The 19,734-nt window shown below is 61.9% G+C and carries 22 protein-coding genes and 1 pseudogene; 14 read left to right on the top strand and 9 right to left on the bottom strand.

The window, feature by feature from the left end:
- Positions 1–414: 414 nt before the first annotated feature.
- The 6 genes from HC022_RS06380 to HC022_RS06355 all read right to left on the bottom strand — a co-directional run bounded on the left by HC022_RS06380 (position 415) and on the right by HC022_RS06355 (position 4,254).
- Complete coding sequence (locus HC022_RS06380; RefSeq protein WP_167451843.1) at positions 415–924, bottom strand: LysE family translocator; 510 nt, start codon at positions 922–924, stop codon at positions 415–417.
- Entirely contained in the window at positions 924–1,325 is a 402-nt protein-coding gene (locus HC022_RS06375) for a DUF2000 domain-containing protein (protein WP_008884242.1), read from the bottom strand. Before HC022_RS06375 ends, HC022_RS06380 begins: the two co-directional genes overlap by 1 nt.
- A gap of 67 nt (positions 1,326–1,392) precedes the next feature.
- Positions 1,393–2,259 (bottom strand): AraC family ligand binding domain-containing protein, encoded by an 867-nt coding sequence (locus HC022_RS06370; protein ID WP_368484618.1) that lies wholly within the window; start codon positions 2,257–2,259, stop codon positions 1,393–1,395.
- A 221-nt stretch (positions 2,260–2,480) separates the two neighbouring features.
- Complete coding sequence (locus tag HC022_RS06365; RefSeq protein ID WP_167451842.1) at positions 2,481–3,719, bottom strand: MFS transporter; 1,239 nt, start codon at positions 3,717–3,719, stop codon at positions 2,481–2,483.
- A 116-nt stretch (positions 3,720–3,835) separates the two neighbouring features.
- A complete protein-coding gene (locus HC022_RS06360; RefSeq protein ID WP_008883921.1) occupies positions 3,836–4,000 on the bottom strand; it encodes a hypothetical protein in 165 nt (54 codons plus the stop codon).
- Between the two features lie 74 nt (positions 4,001–4,074).
- On the bottom strand, positions 4,075–4,254 hold the full coding sequence (locus HC022_RS06355) for a hypothetical protein (protein ID WP_008884574.1): 180 nt from the start codon (positions 4,252–4,254) through the stop codon (positions 4,075–4,077).
- Between the two features lie 213 nt (positions 4,255–4,467).
- Between HC022_RS06355 and HC022_RS06350 the strand changes: the two genes are divergently transcribed.
- Complete coding sequence (locus HC022_RS06350; protein ID WP_040384118.1) at positions 4,468–4,833, top strand: hypothetical protein; 366 nt, start codon at positions 4,468–4,470, stop codon at positions 4,831–4,833.
- A gap of 2 nt (positions 4,834–4,835) precedes the next feature.
- Complete coding sequence (locus HC022_RS06345; protein ID WP_008885127.1) at positions 4,836–5,243, top strand: hypothetical protein; 408 nt, start codon at positions 4,836–4,838, stop codon at positions 5,241–5,243.
- 446 nt (positions 5,244–5,689) lie between these two features.
- Here HC022_RS06345 and HC022_RS06340 read toward each other — a convergent pair.
- Positions 5,690–7,267 (bottom strand): annotated as a pseudogene (locus HC022_RS06340) (DUF262 domain-containing protein).
- Positions 7,268–7,946: 679 nt separating this feature from the next.
- Positions 7,947–8,621: a S24 family peptidase gene (locus HC022_RS06330; protein ID WP_167451840.1), complete on the bottom strand. Its 675-nt coding sequence runs from the start codon at positions 8,619–8,621 to the stop codon at positions 7,947–7,949.
- A 355-nt stretch (positions 8,622–8,976) separates the two neighbouring features.
- Here HC022_RS06330 and HC022_RS06325 point away from each other — a divergent pair, with 355 nt between their 5' ends.
- From HC022_RS06325 to HC022_RS06275, 11 genes are all read left to right on the top strand, one after another.
- The gene (locus HC022_RS06325) at positions 8,977–9,339 is read left to right on the top strand and encodes a hypothetical protein (protein WP_167451839.1); all 363 of its coding nucleotides are present in this window, start codon (positions 8,977–8,979) and stop codon (positions 9,337–9,339) included.
- Positions 9,340–9,637: 298 nt separating this feature from the next.
- A complete protein-coding gene (locus tag HC022_RS06320) occupies positions 9,638–9,799 on the top strand; it encodes a hypothetical protein (RefSeq protein WP_167451838.1) in 162 nt (53 codons plus the stop codon).
- A complete protein-coding gene (locus HC022_RS06315; protein ID WP_167451837.1) occupies positions 9,792–10,700 on the top strand; it encodes a ParB N-terminal domain-containing protein in 909 nt (302 codons plus the stop codon). Before HC022_RS06320 ends, HC022_RS06315 begins: the two co-directional genes overlap by 8 nt.
- Entirely contained in the window at positions 10,693–12,150 is a 1,458-nt protein-coding gene (locus HC022_RS06310; RefSeq protein WP_167451836.1) for a DUF3164 family protein, read from the top strand. Before HC022_RS06315 ends, HC022_RS06310 begins: the two co-directional genes overlap by 8 nt.
- 7 nt (positions 12,151–12,157) lie before the next feature.
- The gene (locus tag HC022_RS06305; protein WP_167451835.1) at positions 12,158–12,598 is read left to right on the top strand and encodes a gp16 family protein; all 441 of its coding nucleotides are present in this window, start codon (positions 12,158–12,160) and stop codon (positions 12,596–12,598) included.
- Complete coding sequence (locus tag HC022_RS06300) at positions 12,595–12,984, top strand: helix-turn-helix domain-containing protein (protein ID WP_175583476.1); 390 nt, start codon at positions 12,595–12,597, stop codon at positions 12,982–12,984. The genes HC022_RS06305 and HC022_RS06300 overlap by 4 nt, the downstream gene beginning before the upstream one ends.
- A 104-nt stretch (positions 12,985–13,088) precedes the next feature.
- Positions 13,089–14,090, top strand: coding sequence for a DUF935 family protein (locus HC022_RS06295; protein ID WP_254884960.1), 1,002 nt, complete (start codon positions 13,089–13,091; stop codon positions 14,088–14,090).
- Positions 14,083–14,904, top strand: coding sequence for a phage minor head protein (locus HC022_RS06290; RefSeq protein WP_167451834.1), 822 nt, complete (start codon positions 14,083–14,085; stop codon positions 14,902–14,904). The genes HC022_RS06295 and HC022_RS06290 overlap by 8 nt, the downstream gene beginning before the upstream one ends.
- Positions 14,904–15,155, top strand: a complete 252-nt coding sequence (locus tag HC022_RS06285; RefSeq protein ID WP_167451833.1) for a hypothetical protein — start codon at positions 14,904–14,906, stop codon at positions 15,153–15,155. The genes HC022_RS06290 and HC022_RS06285 overlap by 1 nt, the downstream gene beginning before the upstream one ends.
- A 178-nt stretch (positions 15,156–15,333) precedes the next feature.
- A complete protein-coding gene (locus tag HC022_RS06280) occupies positions 15,334–15,849 on the top strand; it encodes a phage virion morphogenesis protein (RefSeq protein ID WP_167451832.1) in 516 nt (171 codons plus the stop codon).
- An 87-nt stretch (positions 15,850–15,936) separates the two neighbouring features.
- Positions 15,937–16,740: a lipid II flippase Amj family protein gene (locus HC022_RS06275; protein WP_167451831.1), complete on the top strand. Its 804-nt coding sequence runs from the start codon at positions 15,937–15,939 to the stop codon at positions 16,738–16,740.
- A gap of 178 nt (positions 16,741–16,918) precedes the next feature.
- On the opposite strand, the gene HC022_RS06270 is transcribed toward HC022_RS06275, so the two are convergent.
- On the bottom strand, positions 16,919–17,488 hold the full coding sequence (locus tag HC022_RS06270; protein WP_167451830.1) for a Crp/Fnr family transcriptional regulator: 570 nt from the start codon (positions 17,486–17,488) through the stop codon (positions 16,919–16,921).
- 183 nt (positions 17,489–17,671) lie between these two features.
- Between HC022_RS06270 and HC022_RS06265 the strand changes: the two genes are divergently transcribed.
- Complete coding sequence (locus HC022_RS06265) at positions 17,672–19,204, top strand: arylsulfatase (protein ID WP_217703905.1); 1,533 nt, start codon at positions 17,672–17,674, stop codon at positions 19,202–19,204.
- Positions 19,205–19,734 lie beyond the last annotated feature (530 nt).

Raw genomic sequence — 19,734 nt, 5'->3', positions numbered from 1 at the left:
GCGCGTTTGAGGCGTTCGCGAGGTCCAGGAACTGGGACCCACCCCGCCCACTTCTCCATCAGCCGTCCCACTTGAGGATTTCTCAAACGATGACAGTCACATGGGTTGGTATACACCTGCGTGGCGGTTTCCGCCAAGTGGGACCCGTTTTAGTCGCGGAAGTCTATCTGCCGAGCCTTACATCTTCAGCGCTCACAGACATGCCTGGTGTCGGCCCTTTCCCGACGCCCGTCCTACCGTCATCCACAGCTTCCCAAGACCGGTCATTCGGCGCGGTTGCGAAGCCGAAGCATGGGCGAACTCACACTTTGAGGACAAAGCGGACAGTTAGGGTGCGGCTTGCACCAGCATCCACGCGACCGACAAAGCGAGGATCAGTGCCATGATGCCGTTGAACACACGCATCTGGCTTTGTCAGATCCGAGCTCCGCCCCATGCCCAAGCTGCCAGGGACAACCAGCAGATCGCACCAAACAGGATGGTGAAAACGGCCATTCCGGTGGTGCGGTCCTCTAGTGGCAGCACGAAGGTCGAGATTGATGAGAACACCGCAAGCCAGGCTTTCGGGTTAAGCCCCTGCACCACGACCCCGGACCAGAAGCCGGGAATGCTGGGGTCACTGTCCGCAGGGTTTCCGCCACCGCCACGAAGCAGCCCGCATGCCATCCACAAGAGATAGGCGGAACCAGCAAGGGTCATCGGCCATGCGAGTGCCAAGACCCACTCGGTTCCGATCAGCATCCCGCTTCCGACAATCACAAGCAGCGCGATGAAGCTGGCTGTCGCACCGCTTACGAAGCGCAGAGCCCGTGGCGCTCCATGCGTCGCGCCCGTCATTGCGCCGATGATATTGACCGGCCCCGGCGTCGCCGCGGACGCCAGCGCAAAGCAGCACATGGCCAACAGCGTCTCCAGCGGCGGCATCAGCGAAGCAACGGCAGGCTACCGCAGATCCGGTCCACAGCCTTTCGAGGCCCGGCCAGCAGGATTGCCTGCGGCGCGTGACCCGCCAGCGGCGCAGCAGCGATGCGCGCGGAATAATCCGCATAGTCGTGGGCCTCGAAGGCCGCGCGCATGTAAGCCAGCCGCAGCGGAAGGTCAGATGCAGCGGCAAACAGCGTCGGCAGGTCGGCCGCCGAGGCACCGAGCACCGGGAGCGCAACCGTCGTGATTCCGTTCAGCACCTGACCGTCCCTCGTGGTGGTGTGGGCACCGACCAGCTCGGGGCGCAGTTGCCCCAGGCTCATGCCCAGGACGGCGGCGAAATTGGCCTTCAGGCCGGTGGGCAGGGTTTCGTCCAAAATGAGAACAGGTTTATGTGACATAGCTGTATCCTTTTTGGGACCTGCCATGTCACACCGGTTGCCAGGTGGGATTGGACGAAATTGACCTTCAGTGCCGGATCAGAGCGCCCGGCGTCACACCGTAGTGGCGACGGAACTGCCGGATCAGATGCGCCTGATCGCAGAACCCGGCAGCAATGGCTGCCTCAGCGGCAGGCGTGCCGTCCAGCAGCAGGCGGCGTGCCAGATCGACGCGCGCCCGCAGAACATGGCCATGCGGTGTCAGGCCCGTGGCTCGGGTGGTGCTTCGGATCAGGTAGGAAGGATTTAATCCAACCTGCTCGGCCAGATCGGACAGGCTCAGGCTCTCGCCATCCGCGACACCGGCCTCGATCCGCTCCAGCAGGGCGCGAATGGCGGCGGGTTCGCGACCCGACTGCCGCAATTCGGCACCGCCGTAATGCGCGAAAGCCTGTGCCAGCACCGCATGCACAGCCTCTTCAGCCTCCAGTCGGCCAGCATATTCTGTCGGATTGTTGAGGCACCGCGACAACCGCGCCAGCGCCCTTGTCAGCCTCAACCCTCGATCCTGCGGAGCGATCTCGGCAAAGCCCCGCAAGTCACGCAGACCGAGCACCGCGCGCACCGCCGTCTCCGGAGCATAGAGCATATTGTATCGCACACGACCTGCCGCTGCGCGGCCGGTATGGGGTTCATCGGGGTTCATAAGCGACAGCGACCCGGCGGGCAGCACCATGCTTTCACCCCGGCATTGGTATCCACCCGCGCCCTCTCCGATCGCACCGATGGCAAAGCCTTCATGAGCGTGGCGGGCGAAAGTCTGATTGCTGAATGAGGCTTCAAAAAGTTCGATGCCGTGAAACCAGCCCAGATGGTGATAGCGATTGCGCTGCATAGAGACGCTATATAGTCGGTCCACCTCACCGTGAAAGGCCTCTTTGGGCTCGAAGCCCACATGTGGCGCCGCGGCGCTCCGGAGAGATCACCATGGCGGCGCTGCTCGACGCTTCCGGCCCTTTCCCGACGCCCGTCCTACCGTCATCCGCAGCTTCCCAAGACCGGTCATACGCCGCGGTTGCGAAGACGAAGCATAGGCGAACTCACGCTTCGCGGACGGAGCGGGCTTTCGATGCGGATGCGCCAACGGCTGCTCTTTCTACTCTTCACCAAAAAAACTCACAACTGCGCGTCGGTGTGGTCCTTATGGCGCACCTCTTTCATCGCCAGACCCATGGCTGCGCTCACCAGCAGGCAAGCCGGGATGGTGAGCAGAGCTGTTTCGAATGCGCCGCCGTTCATGTCGATTAGCACCCCAACGAGAGGCTGAAAGATCAGCGCACCGCCGATCCCGACCATGTTCACGAATGCGATGGCGGTGCCACTGATATCTTTTGAGTGACCTTCCTTCGCGGCGGCGAAGGTCAGCATCTGCGCACCGCCCGTCAGCCCGCCCATGAACAGCATGGCCGACATGAAGAGCTCGGAAGTGCTGTCCGAGTAGATTGCCACACTGTAGAACGCTGCGGCCAGGGCTGCGTTCGACACGATGATCCATTTTCGATGGCCGAGGTGATCCGACAGCCAGCCGGCCGCGACTGAGCCAAGCGCCATGCCCCAAAAAATCATGGAAATTGCTGTCTCCGCGTTCATCGCTGTCAGGCCGTGGTCAGCTGTCAGTTCTGCCTCGCCCCAGAGCCCGCCGAAGACGTTGACCGGCATGTAGTAGAGCGCGCCCAAAATGGCGATCCACCAGATGCGCCCCTCGCGGGCAATCAGGCGGAGCGGCGTGAGAAGCGGCTGAGTTTCCGCAGCCAGGTCTTTCGGGTCGCGCAGGGTGAAGAGAGCCACGACGAACAGTGCCGTTCCGGCTGAGGCCGTCGCGAAGAAGACAGGACGCCACCCGGCCTGTTCGATCATGCCGGTCAGGGCCACGGCCCCGATGGCCGTGCCCAGCATACCTATCGCATTGACGGCCCCGGAGAGGACCGCAAAGCGGGACGGTGCGAACCAGTGATTGATGACGTAGAGAGCGCCGACGAAGCCGAAGGACGCGCCTAGTCCGGTCAGGAACCGGCCGACCGCGGCAAGGACCGGGCTGGATGTAAGCGCAAAGAGCGCCACCCCGGCCGAAAGGGTCAGGATTGCCGGCACAACGAAGCGGCGTGGCCCGTACCGGTCCAGGACAAGTCCGACGACAAGCTGCATCGGCGCATAGACCCAGAAGAAGACACTCGACAACGTGCCGAAGCCGCCGCGGCCAAGGCCGAACCAGGCCGCGATGTCGTTTGAGGCGAGGGACGGCTCGATCCGCGCAACAAATTCGAACAGGAAAAACAGCGAGACGACGCAGAACGCGATCCATGCGCCGGGCCGGGTGGTTGCGGTCGCGTTGTCGTTCGATGAGGACAGGGTCATGCTATCTCAGAACAGGCATTCCATCTACCGATACCGTCCCGCCTCGACGCACACGCGCGGGCATGGTCCGAACTACAGTGGCCTCAGGAGCCTTCACCGCGACCTCGGACCGTTACTCACTGGCATGCCGGGTAATTCGCTCGGTCGGCCTCGGAGACATCGACCGGGCACTCGGTGTTGATATTCGCCTCAGAGATGTCGCTCTCGTAGACGAAATTGTCGTCTTCGACGCAGGCTGCAAGAAGGGTCAGCACGAATGTTGCGGTAAGTATCCGGGTCATGGCGAAGTCCTTTTTTAGGTGACTTGAGTGGTAGTCCGGCGACTGCAATGGGGTTGGACGACGAGCGCAGCCGGTCATGGCCCGGAGGGCCAGAGCATGTTGAACAAGAACATGACCGCGAAGACCGCGACAAACACGCGCCAGTCGAACGATCTATCGCCCTCCGCTTTTGTGACCCTCATCTTACGTAGCACGAACAGCGTTCCAAGGATCAGCACCGCTGCGATGAACGCATGGATAAGATCAATGTGCATGTGTTTTTTCCAGCTTAGCTATGCTTTCATGTTATTCGCAGCATAGCGGCGTTGCAATCGGCAGTTCCTCTTGTCGCGCTTCACCTGATCCCAATACAGCATTTGGTGGTTTAGGGCGCCTCGGTCGAAGTCGTCTCTAAAGAAGGTTGCGAAGTCACAATCGTCGGATAATCTCTTGTAGGTGCAACATCACGTTAGCTGAAAGGATCAACTGTGAGCAGGAACACTTTCGCTCTCGCCGCCGCGTTTTCGCTGACGGCGACGGCCATTGCCGCACAAGCCAGCGACGATGACTCGGTGACGGGCACGTGTGTGCTCAGCTACCTTGGCAAAATCTATGCAAACGGGGCCTGTGAGGGGACTATCTCTGACGATGCTCTCACTGATCTCAGCGGAACGGCCGATGGTTCGGGGGCTTCGTGGCAGCTTGTCATCGACGGCGCTGCAGGCTCCGGGGTATTGATCGGAGCTGACACGTTCGTACTTGCAGATGGCGAAATCCTGTCGAACCAAGGCGGCGCAAGCTATGCTTGGCAGAACGGGTATGCTCTTGATTTCATGATGGATGGAGAGAATTGATCATGCGCGCGCATCTTGCCGTCGGGCTTATGGTGGCGTTGGCCGCCGGCAGCCCGACCTTGGCCCAGATGTCGGCCGATGTCAGGTTTGAACCGGGCAACTTCGGAACCAACGTCAGCGGCACGATCATCGGCGACGAGTATATGGATTATCGCCTCGCGGCGCGCGCCGGACAGGAGTTGTTTGCGGAGTTGACCGTGGTCGACTCGAACGGAAACGGCACGATCTACTTCAATATCCTGCCGCCGGGCAGCGATGGCGTCGCGATCTACAATGGCTCGATGGACGGCAACACAGCCACCGTCGACCTTCCCGACAACGGCAGTTACACGATTCGCGTCTATCAGATGGGCAACGATGCCGACAGTGGCGCGACGACCGGGTTCAGGCTCGATCTGTCAATCCAGTGACGTTCGGCTAAGCTGGCACAGACGATCCGCAATGTTTCTCAGCGGTTGTATCCTAGGTTCGATTTGAATGACACATTCTTCAAAATCAAACCATGCGGTCTAGTAATTGATTTTGTTACGTTTTTGCTCCAAGAGCCAAGAGCCAAGAGCCAAGAGCCAAGAGCCAAGAGCCAAGAGTAGACGTTGGTGTGCAGTGCAACATTCGGTGGTTTGGGCTCGAAGCCCACATGCGGCGCCGCGGCGCTCCGGAGAGATCACTATGGCTGCGCCGCTCGACGCTTCCGGCCCAGAGCCGACCGTCGCGCCAGGCGCGGCGGATGACCGGTCCCAGCCCTAAGCTACCGGTCCTGTCAGGCACGAGTGGAGCCTGGCGTCAGCTGCAATAGAAAGGCCTTGCCAGGTTCCGAAAAATTGCGCCACTTGGGCAGGAAGCGGTCATGTTGTGTTCATTTTTTCTCCACACCTGCCAACGTGTACGCAAGAGCTGTCAGCCGCTCGGTTCGAAGATCTAAGAAATCCTCGAAAGTCAGGTCCTTATCCCCATAGTCGCACAGTGCTTCGCTGAGGTATGTATTCCTATTGGCTTCCGACATTTGCTGAAAATAGTCTTTTGGAGACTTAGCTCTAATCGTATTATTGTCACTTCTTGTCAGAAAGCAAATATTGGAGAGCGAGTTTATATCGCGAGGTTCGTAACCCTTCCCTTCAAGAAACTTTCGGGGAAATATGTGGTGGAACTCGTGTCGGCTCCCCTTCTTGAGGACTTTGCTTGGATCAATCTTTGCCCCACTCAAGAAGGATCTAGGCTGCCTATTCGCAAGCATGAGAACTAGCGACTTCGAGTTTGCGGTTCCCGCGGAGAACCTAGACTTTCGAAAATCGAATTTTATCTCAAAATTCGGGAATCTGAAATCATGACTCTCGTCCGCTTTTAACGCTCGCATATCGCGGATATCGCTAGCCTGCCTTTCCGAAACATCGGAGGAAAAACGCCTCGAGAACACCGACCTCCAAAACCATTGAATAATTTTTTCACGTTGTCGATCGGTATAGTTGGCTCTATCAGCAGCAGTCGTAGCGAAAAAAGTACTCAAAGGAACAATGATGCCCGGGAAGGGCAACATCTTATAATGCGCAACCCCGAGCTCTCTCTTTAGAAAGTCGATTGCACCAATGATGCCGGCCTCAATTTCTACAAATCGAGCGCGAATGTCTTCGCCTTGCAGATCAAGGATTTTGTTGGGGGAGGTCTCACCCGTAATTACCGCTGCGCAGGTTCTCAGTTGAAGGTCACGCTCCTCCGTCAGCTCCTCATACCCGTGCTCAGCTATTCTGTCTTGAAGATCTCTGAATTTGTCAATGAGATCGAAGTCGTCCGACCAGCTCCAAGCAGCTAGGAGTTCGAATAGATCGAGCTCCGTACCAGCCCTATTTATTCTCTCAAATACAATTGCAACTTCATTTCGATCTTGCATTTCGAAAGTTTGGTTCTGAATAGTGTATTCTTTGAATTTCTCCTGAATTTTATCAATTATCGCGGCGGTTTCGTCATCTAATTCCTTGGTCGCCTTTCGGTACGCGACCGTGTCAAAGAAAGTGTTTATTGGGAAGTGCCTTGTGGGGTCGACCTCAGAGGGATCCAATGCGAAAAATGACGTGTCTTGTGGATTATTTGCAGCCTCTAAATCAAAGTAAATAGGCACCCATGAGGAATCATTAGGTTTCAGTTCATTCTGGAAAACACTAAAAAGGCTGGTGAGCCTCTGCTGCCCATCCAGAACGTAATTGACCGGATAGTCTTTCTTTGGCTCGGGTAGCTAAAAGGAGCCAAGCTTTTTCTCGGTGGCTAAACGCTGATCTGTCTGCCAAAAGACAATGGTTCCAATTGGGAAATTCTTGTAAACGCTATCAACGAGAAATGCGACTTGGTCGGGATCCCAGACAAAGTCCCTCTGAAAAGCAGGAATTCGGATGTCGCCTTCGCTGACTCGATCAACTAGCGTTCTAATGGTTAAGTCGGCCAAAAAATTTTCCTCGTTTATCTGTCTTGGTGCTTGCTCGATCTCGATCGAAAGGAATCTGATCTGCTTAGGCGTCAAAAAAGTGCATAAAACCGACGTTGGCTACCCGCGTTCAGCATACATTAGAATTGACCGTTGCAAGTATGCACCAGCATTCATCCGCAGCGGCACTTGAGCGGGCGGTCGAAGCGGGGCGTTTCGAATTCTGCTTCAATCCTGTTCGACTCTATAAAAATTTGTGGATGCTAGGACGTCTGAGTTGAGGGACGGCCACAATATACCTCGTAAAATAGGGGTTCGCGTAGTGGGCCGAAGCAAAGCTAATCCACTTCCTGTGCCGTCTGGGGCCTGCCCTGACGGGCGCGCTGTGCGGCGGTTTACTGCGCATCGCTGCCGTTCGTCCAGGTCGCAGCGAAAGGCAACTCTCCGCCCAAAGTGACGGTGTCCCCACAATGCGCATCGCTGCCGATCATCCAGGACGCCAGCCAAAGTCGGCCGTCCGCCCTCACCATAGGTTTAGCGCCCTCAAAAACACAATGTGAGCCTGTGATGGAAGTTCGCATATCTGCCCTTGTGCGCGTGGTAGAGGCCCAAAAGACCGACTGAGAGCGGAGGCGATGCCTTTGTCTCGAGGTTGGGCGCGACACGGGCCACAAGGCGACGGGGTTGATAGGGGCCGCCTCTACCGCCAAGTATGACCGGACCAGATCACTTCGCCAAGAATGCCAGCTTGCACGAGCTCGATCTCTTCACTGAAGTAGTATTTCGGGGGGAACTTCTCTGTGTCTGGGTTTTCACTGCGTGCTATGAGTACCCGCCCAGGAACTAACTCCAGCCTAGCTATGCAGAGCCCGTCTTCCTCAATCTGATATGCATAGACTTTGCCGTTTCGTAGTGCTGTCGCATTCCGATCAGCCATCACTAGATCACCATCGCAAATAGCCGGAGCCATGTTCGCGCTAAGGGCTGTGAGCAGAATGCACTGTTCTGGCTTCAAACGCCCCCTCGAGAACCACTCGTTCGGAAATGCGAAGTGTTCGTCAGGCCCCTTGGCAAGATCAAGAACATGGTCGTCCGACAGGAGTGCGGTGCTGTAGTGCGGAATCAAGGCGAAGAGTTCGCCCGCCATTTCGTGCACAACCGACGGTTCTCGGCGAGGGCCAAAATAGAACTCGAGATCAAGTACGTCTGCGAGCGCCTTTAGGTTGTCGACTGGGTGACTGCGCTCTCTATCGGTCCGTCTGTTCTTCAAATTCTTGATCATGGACGGGTTGCCGACCGCGAGCTGTGATGCAGCCGACGCGGACAAGCCCTTGCGCTCAAGGGCGGCTTCTATTGCGGAAACTAGGTCATCCATCAGCCAGCGTTAGCCTAAGTTGGCTAACCTGTAAATGTGTGTCAGTGTGTAGCCTAAGAAGGCTTGGCCGATATGGCCTAGTAAGGCTAGATCGTCTTATGAGCAGCGCACAAAAGAACCTTCTCCGCCTCGCAGAGCTTCTATCGGACGACGGAAACGTCACGCATTGGGCGATCTCCATGCGGTTGTTCGGCAAGGGGGACTTTTTTCGGAACCTAAAGAGGGGGAGTAACCCCCGTTCCGACACTTACGAAAAGGCACTCGGCCTCTTTTCGAGGGCGTGGCCGCAAGACCTTGAATGGCCGCAAGACATTCCTCGCCCGGCTCCTGAGTCAAAGAAGAGGAGCGCAGTCTGATGTTCTGCCCTATTGGCTCGGACCTCCGTCCGGAACTGAAAGCGCTTCTAGAGGAGGCGCGCGCCGAGATGCGTCTTCTCCGCTGCGTGGTGCAGAACAGGCATCTGGAGACCATCCCGCACTCATTCGACACAGTGACGATCGCTCCACTCACGGACCAACAACCGGTCGTCACCCCGGCAGCCCGAAGGGCTGTCGGCACGTCCAGGCCGCGCCGCATCTCCTCCCTGAGCGCGGCCTGGGCGAAGTTTTGGGATGTCGAGCAGCGATTTTCGGACAGCATCTGGGGCGATGCCATCGGGTGCATCTCCCTCGTGATCTTCGCGGTCAGCGCCTTGTTCATCGCGTGGGGGCTGCAATGAGCCTTATCCGACCTTTCAGCATCAAGCGCGTCGATGGCTGGCATGTCGTCCTCGATGGAAACAGCAAGACCGTCTCGGCGCCCCGGATCACGCGGGCACAGGCGGTGGATCTGGTGGAGGAACTGACCCGTCGCGCGCTTCGGAAGACGCGGGCCTGCATGTGCTGTGGCGTGTCCTTCATGAGCGAGGGTCCTCACAACCGCCTCTGCAATCCGTGTCGCGGACAGGGGACGTCGTTGGCGCCCGAGGCCACCATCCCGTCCCGCAATCGACTGCCAAACCGCTGAAGGAGAGCCTCATGGATGCCTTCGATATACTGCTGACCTTCGCCTGCATCGGCCTTGCCATGCGCCTCGGTTGGTCCATTGGCACCGCCTTGCTCGACGCTGCCAGAGACGTCGCTTCGGAGCGACGGGAGCGGCATCAAACGATGAGGAAAGGGCCTCGCGACAATGACTGAGATTATCCAGTCCGTCACCGAACTGCGGGTCGACCAGATCGTCGTGCGTGATCGCCTTCGCCCGGTGTCCGAGGCCGGTGTCGCCGCACTGACGGCATCCATTTCCGAGATGGGCGTGATGAAAGACCCCGTCCACGTTCGCAAGGTGAAGCACCGCGGCGGGGAGTTCCTGCTTATGGCGGGGGGAAACCCGCCGGCAGCGGCCCCGCAACTGGGGGGGGGGACGATCAAGGTCACCTGCTGGACCTGCACGGACGATTTCGCCCGGCTGATGGAGATCGACGACAACCTCGCCGGGGCAGAGCTGACCGCGCTGGATACCGCCGTGTTCCTGGCACGTAGGAAAGAAGTCTACGAGCGGCTGCATCCTGAGGCGAAAGCGCAGGTAGGCGCGGGCCTCGTGGCGAAGCGCTGGAATACGGCGGACATGATGTCCGTCGTATCATTCGCCACGAGCACGGCGGAAAAATTCGGCATGACCGACCGCCATGTCCGGCGGATGATCGCGGCCGATGCCTGCCTTGGCCCGGATGAAGTGCGCCGTCTCAGGTCTGCGCCGCGCCCGGTGACGCTCAAGGATCTGCAGGACATCAGCAAGATCAGCGAGACGGGCGAGCGATACCACGTCGTGGACTGTCTCGCCGAGGGGCGCACGAAGAACGCGTCCGGGGCGCGCAAGCTCTGGAAGGCAGAGCAGGGGGAGGGGCCCGAGCCTCTGTCCCCCGCCGACCGTGCTCTGGCGCGGTTGCTCGATGCCTGGGACCGGGCGCCGAAGGTGGCGCGGGACCGCTTCCTCGAGGAGCGCGGCGATCAGCTGCGTCGTGAGCTGGATGCGCAGTCAACGCCGACGCCTGCCAACACGGCGATGTTCCAGCCGCGCAAGGATGCGCAGAATGGCTGACGGGCCCAGGCAGGAATGGTGGAGTGCCGCCGAGCTTGCGGATGCCGGGCTGCCGGACATGCCGGGCTCCAAGCGCAAGGTCAACGACATGGCCGCGCGGCAGAACTGGCGCGGCCGGCCCGGCAAGGCGCGGCGGCGCAAGGCTGTCGGCGGCGGAACCGAGTATCACTGGACGCTGCTGCCGATGCGGGCGCGTCTCGCGCTCACCGCACGTGCCGAAGCGCCGGAAGAGCAGACGGTCGGTCGCGACGAGGCATGGGCGGACTACGAGCGCGCCACCGCCGCCGCCCAGAAGAAGGCCGGTGAGCGCCTCGCCGTGCTGGCGGAGGTCGAGGAGATCGAGACCGCAGGCATGACCCGCTCGCTTGCGGTGACCACGGTCGCCACGCGCTCAGGCATTGCGGCCAAGTCCATCTGGAACTGGTTCGGTCGGGTTGAGGGCATCGCGCAGGCGGACTGGCTTGCCTACCTCGTCGATCGGCGGAGCCTGCGGCCGAAGTCCGCGCCCAAGGCCGCGAATGCCGCGTTCTGCGACATCGTAAAGAGCGACTTCCTGCGCCTCTCGGGCCCGTCTCTCACATCCTGCTATGACCGCGCCGTGCGGATCGCCGAGAAGGAGGGCCTGTCGGTGCCGCCGATCCACCAGGTGCGCGCCTGGATCAAGGCGACGATCTCGGAGCCGGTGCTGATCTACCACCGCAAGGGCGTCGAGGCGCTGCGCCGGTATTACCCGCACCAGACCCGCGACAAGTCGGCCATGGTGCCGCTCGAATGCGTCCAGGGCGACTATCACAGGTTCGATGTCTTCGTGCGCTGCCCGGGCGAGAAGGATCCGGTGCGCGTGCAGATGGTGGTCTTTTCCGATGTCTACTCGGGCAAGATACTCGCCTGGCGGCTCGACGTCACGGCCAACAGCCACACGGTGCAGCTGGCACTGGGGGACCTGATCGAGCGCTACGGGGTGCCGTGGAACGCGCTGCTCGACAACGGGCGGGAGTTCGCTGCGAAGGCGATCACGGGCGGGACGCCCACGCGCTTCCGCTTCAAGATCGACGACGAGGATATTCCGGGTCTGCTGCCGCTGCTGGGCGTGAAGGTCATCTGGGCGACACCCTATTCCGGCCAGTCCAAGCCGATCGAGCGGGCGTTCCGCGACCTTTGCGACAGGGTGATCGACGCGTGCCTCACCGACTGGGCCTCTGACGCGCGGCCCGAGCTGCGCACCATCGTCGAGCGCGCCTTCAACACCGACAAGGAAGGGCAGATCAACCGCGCCGAGCTGTTCTCGCTCCGCCGCCTGAACTTCGACGACGAGCGCTGGGTGCGGGCGATGAAGGCGATCGAGGACGCGATCCGTGTGGTGGGCTCGAAGACCTACATGCGCTTCTATCGCCGCGACAATGCCCAGGCGGCGTGGCAGGCGGTCACCATCGACATGGCGAAGGCCTGATCCCGCCATGGCCGCGTCGATCCGCCTTATCCATGTCGCCTGCCGCGATCTCGGCATCGACCAGGACACCCGCCGGGCGCTGCAGGAGCGCCTGACGGGCAAGGCGTCCCTGCGCGACATGAGCCAGCGCGAGCTGGAGCTGGTGCTGGGCGCGCTGAAGGATCAGGGCTTCCGGCCCAGGGGAGGGCGCCGCCCGGCGGCCCCGCGTGCGGACCTGCGTCTCATCCACGTGCTCTGGGCCGAGCTCGGCACGGCGGGCGCGCTGGACAAGCCCGGGCGCGACGGGCTCAACGCCTTCATCCGGCGCCGCTTCGGGCAGAGCTGGTCCTTCGTCCCGGCGGACGTGGACATGCTGCGGGACTGGCAGCAGATCGGCGACGTGATCCAGGCGCTGAAGGCCTGGGCCGATCGCGCCGGGATCATTCTGGACGGGGAGGGGAAGGGGTGAGCCTTCCGCGTCCTCCTGCCCATGTCACGCCCTACGTCGATGCGCTCGGCCACGATCTCGCGGTCGAGTTCCTGCTGCGCTTCGGCGGATCGCGGCTCTACTGGGCGCAGGATCCGAAGGGGCGCAGCGAGGCCGAGGCCCTGGTGGGCGCCGAGAAGCTGCGCGCGCTCAGCACCTTCCGGCCGCGGGAAGTGACCCGCGTGCCCACCGCCCGGCCATGGCTTGCCCACTCCCTTCGGAGGAAGGGCTTGCCTGTAAACCAGATCGCCCGCATGTTGCATGTATCGGACGTCGCGGTCTCGAAATACCTGCGACAGCCCCCGGACAATTCCTCCGCGCCCGCGCCAAGGCGCGACGGCGACGACCGCCAGCTCTCCCTCTTCTGACCGCCTCGCCAACTTGTTGTGCATGATCACGGCAGGATGCCTCCGGCATTCTGACCCGGACATCGCGGGCTCATCCGCCCGCCCATTCTCCGTCCGGGGGCATCATGAAGATCGTCAACCACAAGGTCGAAGGCCTCGCCTTCCAGCAGGCTCACCATGTCGGCGGTGAGATCACCCCGTCCATCGTGATCCTGCATGACACCGCCGGCCGGCTCGAGGCGGGCAACTCGGCCCGCTATCTCGCCTCGAACAACACCGGCATCCCCGACAGCATGATGATCGAGTTCATCGAGGCGAAGAGTATCGGTTCGTCGACCGATCACTACGAGCGGCGCTCCGACTGGCTCGACAAGCAGATGTCGAAGGCGGTGCTCGGGCAGACCGCCACGACGGATGCCGAGACCGGCGGGCTCGGATCGGGCAAGGAGCACCGGGAGGTGCAGCAGGACATCGAGGCGGCGGACTGCAAGGCGCTGGCGGCGATCCTGAACCGCGACCTGGTGCGGCCGTGGATCGATCTGGAGTTCGGCCCGCAGGTCGCTTATCCTCGCATTGTCATCAAGCGGCAGGAGCCGGAGGACCTGAAGGCCTTCTCCGATGCGATCGGTCCGATGATCGACCGCGGCCTCCGGGTTGCCACCTCGGACGTGCTCGACAAGTTCGGCCTTCCCGAGGCCGCCCAGGGCGCCGAAATCCTCCGTCCTCAGGGCCAATCCGCCCCGTCAGCGCAGTCGCAGGCGTCCGGTGAGGGCGCAATGCCCCCTGAGAGCGCCGTTAAATACCCATTGAATACCCATCCCGCTCCCGCGCGAGGCGTTGCCGCCCTCCAGACGGAAGCCCCCTCAGCGGGCCGCTCTGAGCCGGTCGCCCCGGCGGTCGATCGGCTGGCCAAGGAGGCCGCCCCGGAGATCGAGGCGATGCTCGCGCAGATCGAGGTGATGCTGCAGGCGGCGGGTTCGCTCGAAGAGGCGCGCGAGATGCTGCTGAGCGCCTGGCCGGATCTGGCATCGGATGGCCTCGCCGCTGTCATGGCCGAGGCCTTCCTCGCAGCCCACGCCGGCGGCCGCGCGCTGATCGAGGAAGACGGGCAGCGCGCCGATGGCTGACCTGGCGGTCGTCTTCCGCAGGCCGTTCCGGCAGCAGGCCGCGGCCTTCCGGCTGCGCCTGCGCCATCTCGTGCCGACCTCGCGCTGGGACGATCTGCGCAAGCAACAACACGACCGTGCCTTCGTCGTCGCCGGCGCCACGAAGGCGGACCTGTTGGCGGATCTGGCCGCGTCGGTCGACAAGGCGATCTCGGAGGGCACTTCGCTCGAGGAGTTCCGTCGCGACTTCCGGGCGACGGTTGAGCGCCATGGCTGGCATGGCTGGACGGGCGAGGGCAGGGCGGCCGGCGAGGCCTGGCGCACCCGCGTCATCTACCGCACCAACATGCGCACCAGCTACATGGCGGGCCGCTTTGCCCAGCTGACCGAGGGCAACTTCCGGTTCTGGATCTACTTCCACGGCGGCTCGGCCGAGCCGCGGATCCTGCACCTGTCGTGGAACGGTATCGCGCTGCCGCCCGACCATCCGTTCTGGCGCGCGCACTTCCCGCCGAACGAATGGGGCTGCAGCTGCTACGTTTCGGGGGCGCGGACCGAGGCGGGGGTGCGGCGGCTCGGCGGAGATCCGGCGAAGCCATTGCCCGAGGACTGGCAGGCGATCGATCCCCGCACCGGTGAACCTCAGGGTGTCGGAAAGGGCTGGGGGTATGCGCCCGGGGCCAGCGTCGTGGATGAACTGGTCGAGATCGTGCGCGGCAAGATCGAGCATCTTCCGCCGGAGATTGCCCGGACCTTTGTCAATGATCTGGCGGAGCGGTTCCAGGACAGCGAGCTGGGCCGGATGCTGCGAGACATCGCGGCGGGGCTCGGTTGATGCAGCCCGCGGACCTGGTTCGTCGCGATCGTTTTGCAGACACGGTCTGCCATGGCGCGCAGATGGAGATCTGGGCCGACGAACTGCAGCAGGAGCTGGCGGCGCATCTGCGCTCGCCGAGGGACTACGAGGAGGTGCCGGATCTCGCGGATGCCCTGAAGACCGCCATCCGGCATGTCGTCGAAGGGGCGTTCAGCCATCCGGAGATCCTTGGGATCCCTGGCGGGCATGATCCGCGGCAAACCAGATGAGCCGGAGATCGTCTGCGCCGCGGCGGCCGCACACTGAACAGGTGGCCCTGGCGAGGAGCTTCTCCCGGGGGACATCTTTAAGCGGTTCATAGGGAACCCCGTCGGAATGACCGCAACGGCAGAAGAAGACGTGTTTGAGCATCGGCTCTGACCTGACCAGGTAAAAGGGTGACGGCACATGCCTCGCATCGAAATCACCAGTGACACCCTGACCGAGGCGCTCGCGCGGATCTCGGACGCGTTGTCGGACACCGCGCCGCTGATGCAGGACATTGGCGAATATATGGTGAAGAGCACCAACGACAACTTCGCCGCTGGCTCAGATCCTGACGGCAAGCCCTGGGCACCGCGCACGCAGGCAACGCTGGACGCTTATGCCGCCCGAAAGGACAAACCGGGGCCGCGGCCCCTGATCGGCCCGACAAAGAGCCTCTCCGGGACGATCAGCTACGAGGCCGGCGCCGACGACGTCACGTGGGGCTCCAACATGATCTATGCGGCCGTGCAGCAGTTCGGCGCAGAGGCAGGCGCGTTCGGTGCGCGCATGGGGGTGAACAAGAAGGGCCGGCGGTACTTCATGCCGATCCCATGGGGCAACATCCCGACGCGGCGGTTCCTCGGCGTGGGCAAGGAGGATGAGACGGCTCTCATCGAGATCGTGGAGGAGTATTTGGAGGGGGCGGCAGGAGGCTGAGCTATACCGCATGGCCTCCACAAGCCGTTGCGGACGCTTGTCCGCCATGCAACACGTTGTGCAGGTCGACGCCCGCAGGAGGGCCAGATGGACGCACAGCTTGCCGCGATTGTCATTCTGACTTTTGTCATTCACCTGGTCGGCACGCTTGCGTATGCGTTTAGGATCGCTGGCGTTCGCACTGGTCATATCGCGATCGCGTTCTCGCTATTTAATATCCTTGTTCTGCTGTCACGCACCTCGAACTCGTTTCAGGGCCCGCTCCTGGCGAAGCGCATCGAACTCGGCCTGCAGAACCCATCGCAGTTTGATGCTACGCTCGACTATTCTCTCATCATTGGCGCGGCGTCGGTCGCAACGCTGGCAGGGGGGCTGCTGATCCCGACATTTCAGCGGCTCACGACGATTGCGGTGGAGCACTTCCAGCGGAGCCGTTCGATGCCACGGCTCATTTTGCGCTTCCTGACCCCGCGTGGCCTGTCCGTGCTTGCCCAGTCCGCTGCGATACCCGCCTACCAAAACATCGATGCCCTCAAGCTACCGACGAATGTGCCGATCAAGGTGATAGTGATGAACTTCGCCGTCAGTGCGCTGTGGTCCGTGGGGGTCATCGCTTCGATTTATGCCGGCCTGCTCGAGCCTGACTATCGTGTGACGGCAAGTTCCCTGTCGGCCACGATCAATGGTGTTGCCACCATCATGATGTTCCTGCTGATTGACCCTTACCTAGCAGGCCTGACCGATGATGCTGCAAAGGGGCAAGTTCGCGAGGACTTCTTCCGCAAGGTGATCATCTGGATGATCGTGTCCCGCTTCGTCGGCACCATAGCCGCTCAGTTCCTGGTTTGGCCTTCCGCGCATGTCATCGCGATCGTCGCGCGGTGGATCTAGCGGCGGAGTTGTCGCAGAGTTCGAAGTCGTCCGCAGTTCCGCTCTTGAGGAAAGAGTCGCCTCTGGCAACCGGCAGCTTCGTCTGCCGTGCCGCCACACGTGAGAGGAGCGGCGCAGGTCGGGACTGAGCCCGCAGATACACGTCGCGATACGTCGTCGAATGTCCGGCTGCAGCGCTTCACGCCTTGCCGACCAGCCTAGCCAGACCGTCGAGGCTCCGGATCTCGACCTCGCGATAGTGTCGTTTGACAAGACCGCGTTCCTCGAGTGCGGCGAGAGCACCATTGATCGTGCCGCGCGAGAGACAAGCGAGCTCCGCGAGATCCGTCTGGGTCACGCTCAGATCACCCGTGTCGTCGGCTACGGCAAGTAGATTGAGCGCCGTGCGCTCGACTACGTCACGCCGCCGCAGGGCTTCCACCACATCGATGGCGATGCTCAGATTGTCGGCCACAAGGTCCGCCACGTACCGCCACCGCCCCGGAACATCATCGCAAAGGCGTTGCAACTCAGACCGAGACAGGCGCAACAGCCGCGCGTTCGTTCGAGTGACCAGCGAAAACCGCCGCGGATGGCCCCTGAGCGCCGCAAGATCCCCGAACCACGCGCCCGGCCGGCCGATGTGAGCGAGCGTCGCAGATCCTCCTGGAGCGGGCAGATGCAGCTCGACCAGGCCGTCCACGATGCCAAACACACCCCCGGTATCGTCTCCTGCGAGATATACCGGCGTACCGCGTCCCAGCTTCAAGAGATCGCATCGCTCTAGCACCGCATCCTGAAATTCAGACGAGGTTCGGGACAGCCATCCCCGTTTACGCAACACGCAACTGTCTGAATTTTTCATCTCGTCCAGAATTGTCGTCTGACGAACAATTTTACTGCGCGCTCCATATTATTGTCAATTCGAACCGAAAAGCAGGGAGGAATTGAAATGCTGAGAGCCATAGTTGGGGGCGCCATCGCGCTCGCCATCGTTTCGACCGGCGCGATGGCGCAGGAGGCGGCACGTCCGAACATCCTCGTCATCTGGGGCGACGACGTCGGCATGTGGAACATCTCCGCCTATCACCGCGGAATGATGTGCTGCGAGACCCCGAACATCGACCGAATCGCCGACGAGGGCATGCTGTTCATGGACCACTATGCCCAGGCCTCCTGCACCGCCGGGCGCGCCGCCTTCATCACGGGGCAGTACCCGCTGCGCGTCGGCCTCGCCACCGTCGGGCTGCCCGGGGCCGAGCAGGGGCTGCAGGTGGAAGACCCGACACTTGCGAACATGCTCAAGGCTGAGGGTTACCGCACCGGCCAGTTCGGCAAGAACCACCTTGGCGACCGTGACGAGCACCTGCCGACAAACCACGGTTTCGACGAGTTCTTCGGCATTCTCTACCACCTCAATGCCGGCGAATACACCGAGCAGGACGACTATCCGACCGAGGCGATCGAGGCGGCGGGCTTCGGTCAGCGCGGCATCATCCATTCCTTCGCCGCCCCCGCGGGCGGCGAGCAGCAGATCGAGGACCTGGGTCCGTTCGGCCAGGAGCGGCAGCGAACGCTCGACCAGGACGTGTTGGAGGAATCCAAGCGCTTCATCACCGAGGCGGCTGAGGCCGGCGAACCGTTCTTCGTCTGGCACAACACCACGCGGATGCACTACCGCACCAACCTCGACGACCACTACGACGGCATCACCGGCACCGGCAACGTCTACGCCGACGGCATGACCGAGTTGGACGACGACGTCGGCGAGCTCCTGGCGCTCCTCGACGAGCTCGGCATCGCCGACAACACCATGGTCATGTTCTCGACCGACAACGGCGCGGCCTCGAATTCCTGGCCGGACGGTGGCAACCAGCCGTTCCGCGGCGAGAAGGGCGTCGGCGGCTACGAGGGAGGCTTCAAGGTGCCGATGATGGTCAAGTGGCCCGGCGTCATTCCCGAGGGCACCACCACGGGCGAGATGATGTCCATGGAGGACTGGACCCCCACGATCATGTCCCAGCTCGGCCGCACGGACCTCAAGGAGGATCTGCTCGACGGCGCCGACATCGGCGGCACCGAGTACCGCGTCCACCTCGACGGCTACGACCAGACGCCGATCCTTACTCAGGCCGGCCCCAGCAACCGAAAGGAGTTCTTCTTCTTCACCGAGACGAAGTTCCACGGCGTCCGCTTCGGCGAGTGGAAGTTCCTGTTCACGGAGCAGGACAAGTGGTTCAACGGCATCCAAAGCCCGCTGATGACGCCGCTGATCACACGGCTCGACCTCGACCCGTTTGAACGCTTCCACGAGGCCCGCGGCTTCGACGAGTGGCAGGAGAACCGCTCGTGGGCGCTGGCGCCGGCGATGGCCGCGGTGCAGCAGTTCTTCGGCTCGTTCGAGGAATACCCGCCGCGGCAGTCGAGCGTGGACTTCGACACCGACGCGATCATGCGCGAAATGATGAACCCGAACGCCCGCTGACCAAGTGATGGACCTTGACCTACCCGGAGCCGACACTCGGCTCCGGGAAACGGACGGGACCTTTGTCCCGCTCCCTGATGGTTCGATGGTTCAGGATGAAGGTCCGCTTCACCGGCTCCGGCAACCCGACGCGAAGGGCACGTTTGGGGCGAGAGCAGCCATTTTCGGACTTCAAGTGAACGACCGCTAGGTCCGCAAAGTGGTCCGTGGCCCAAGCCTTCGCGTGCGGCCGCCGGCGACGAACATCGCGCACTTGACCGCCGCCCGCGGGGTGCGGCAGTCTTAGTGTGCCGCCACGCCACTCCCCCTGACAACTTGTTGGACATGTTTGCGATCTGCCTCGCGGGGCAAAGATCGCTTCATGAACACCGCCCTCGTCTCCCTCTCCACAATCCCCCTCCCGGCTCCGGCAAACGGCCAGACCGTGCCGGAGTGGGTGCATCTCGTCCCCAAGGGCCGGGTCCAGGCGCGCGACGGTCGCGGGCCCTGGCATTATGACGACGCGAAGGCGGTGATCGAGGAGAGCTTCT

The organism is Salipiger sp. HF18 (genome assembly GCF_011806505.1).
Taxonomy (GTDB): domain Bacteria; phylum Pseudomonadota; class Alphaproteobacteria; order Rhodobacterales; family Rhodobacteraceae; genus Salipiger; species Salipiger thiooxidans.
This window is presented reverse-complemented; position numbering and strand designations above follow the sequence as displayed.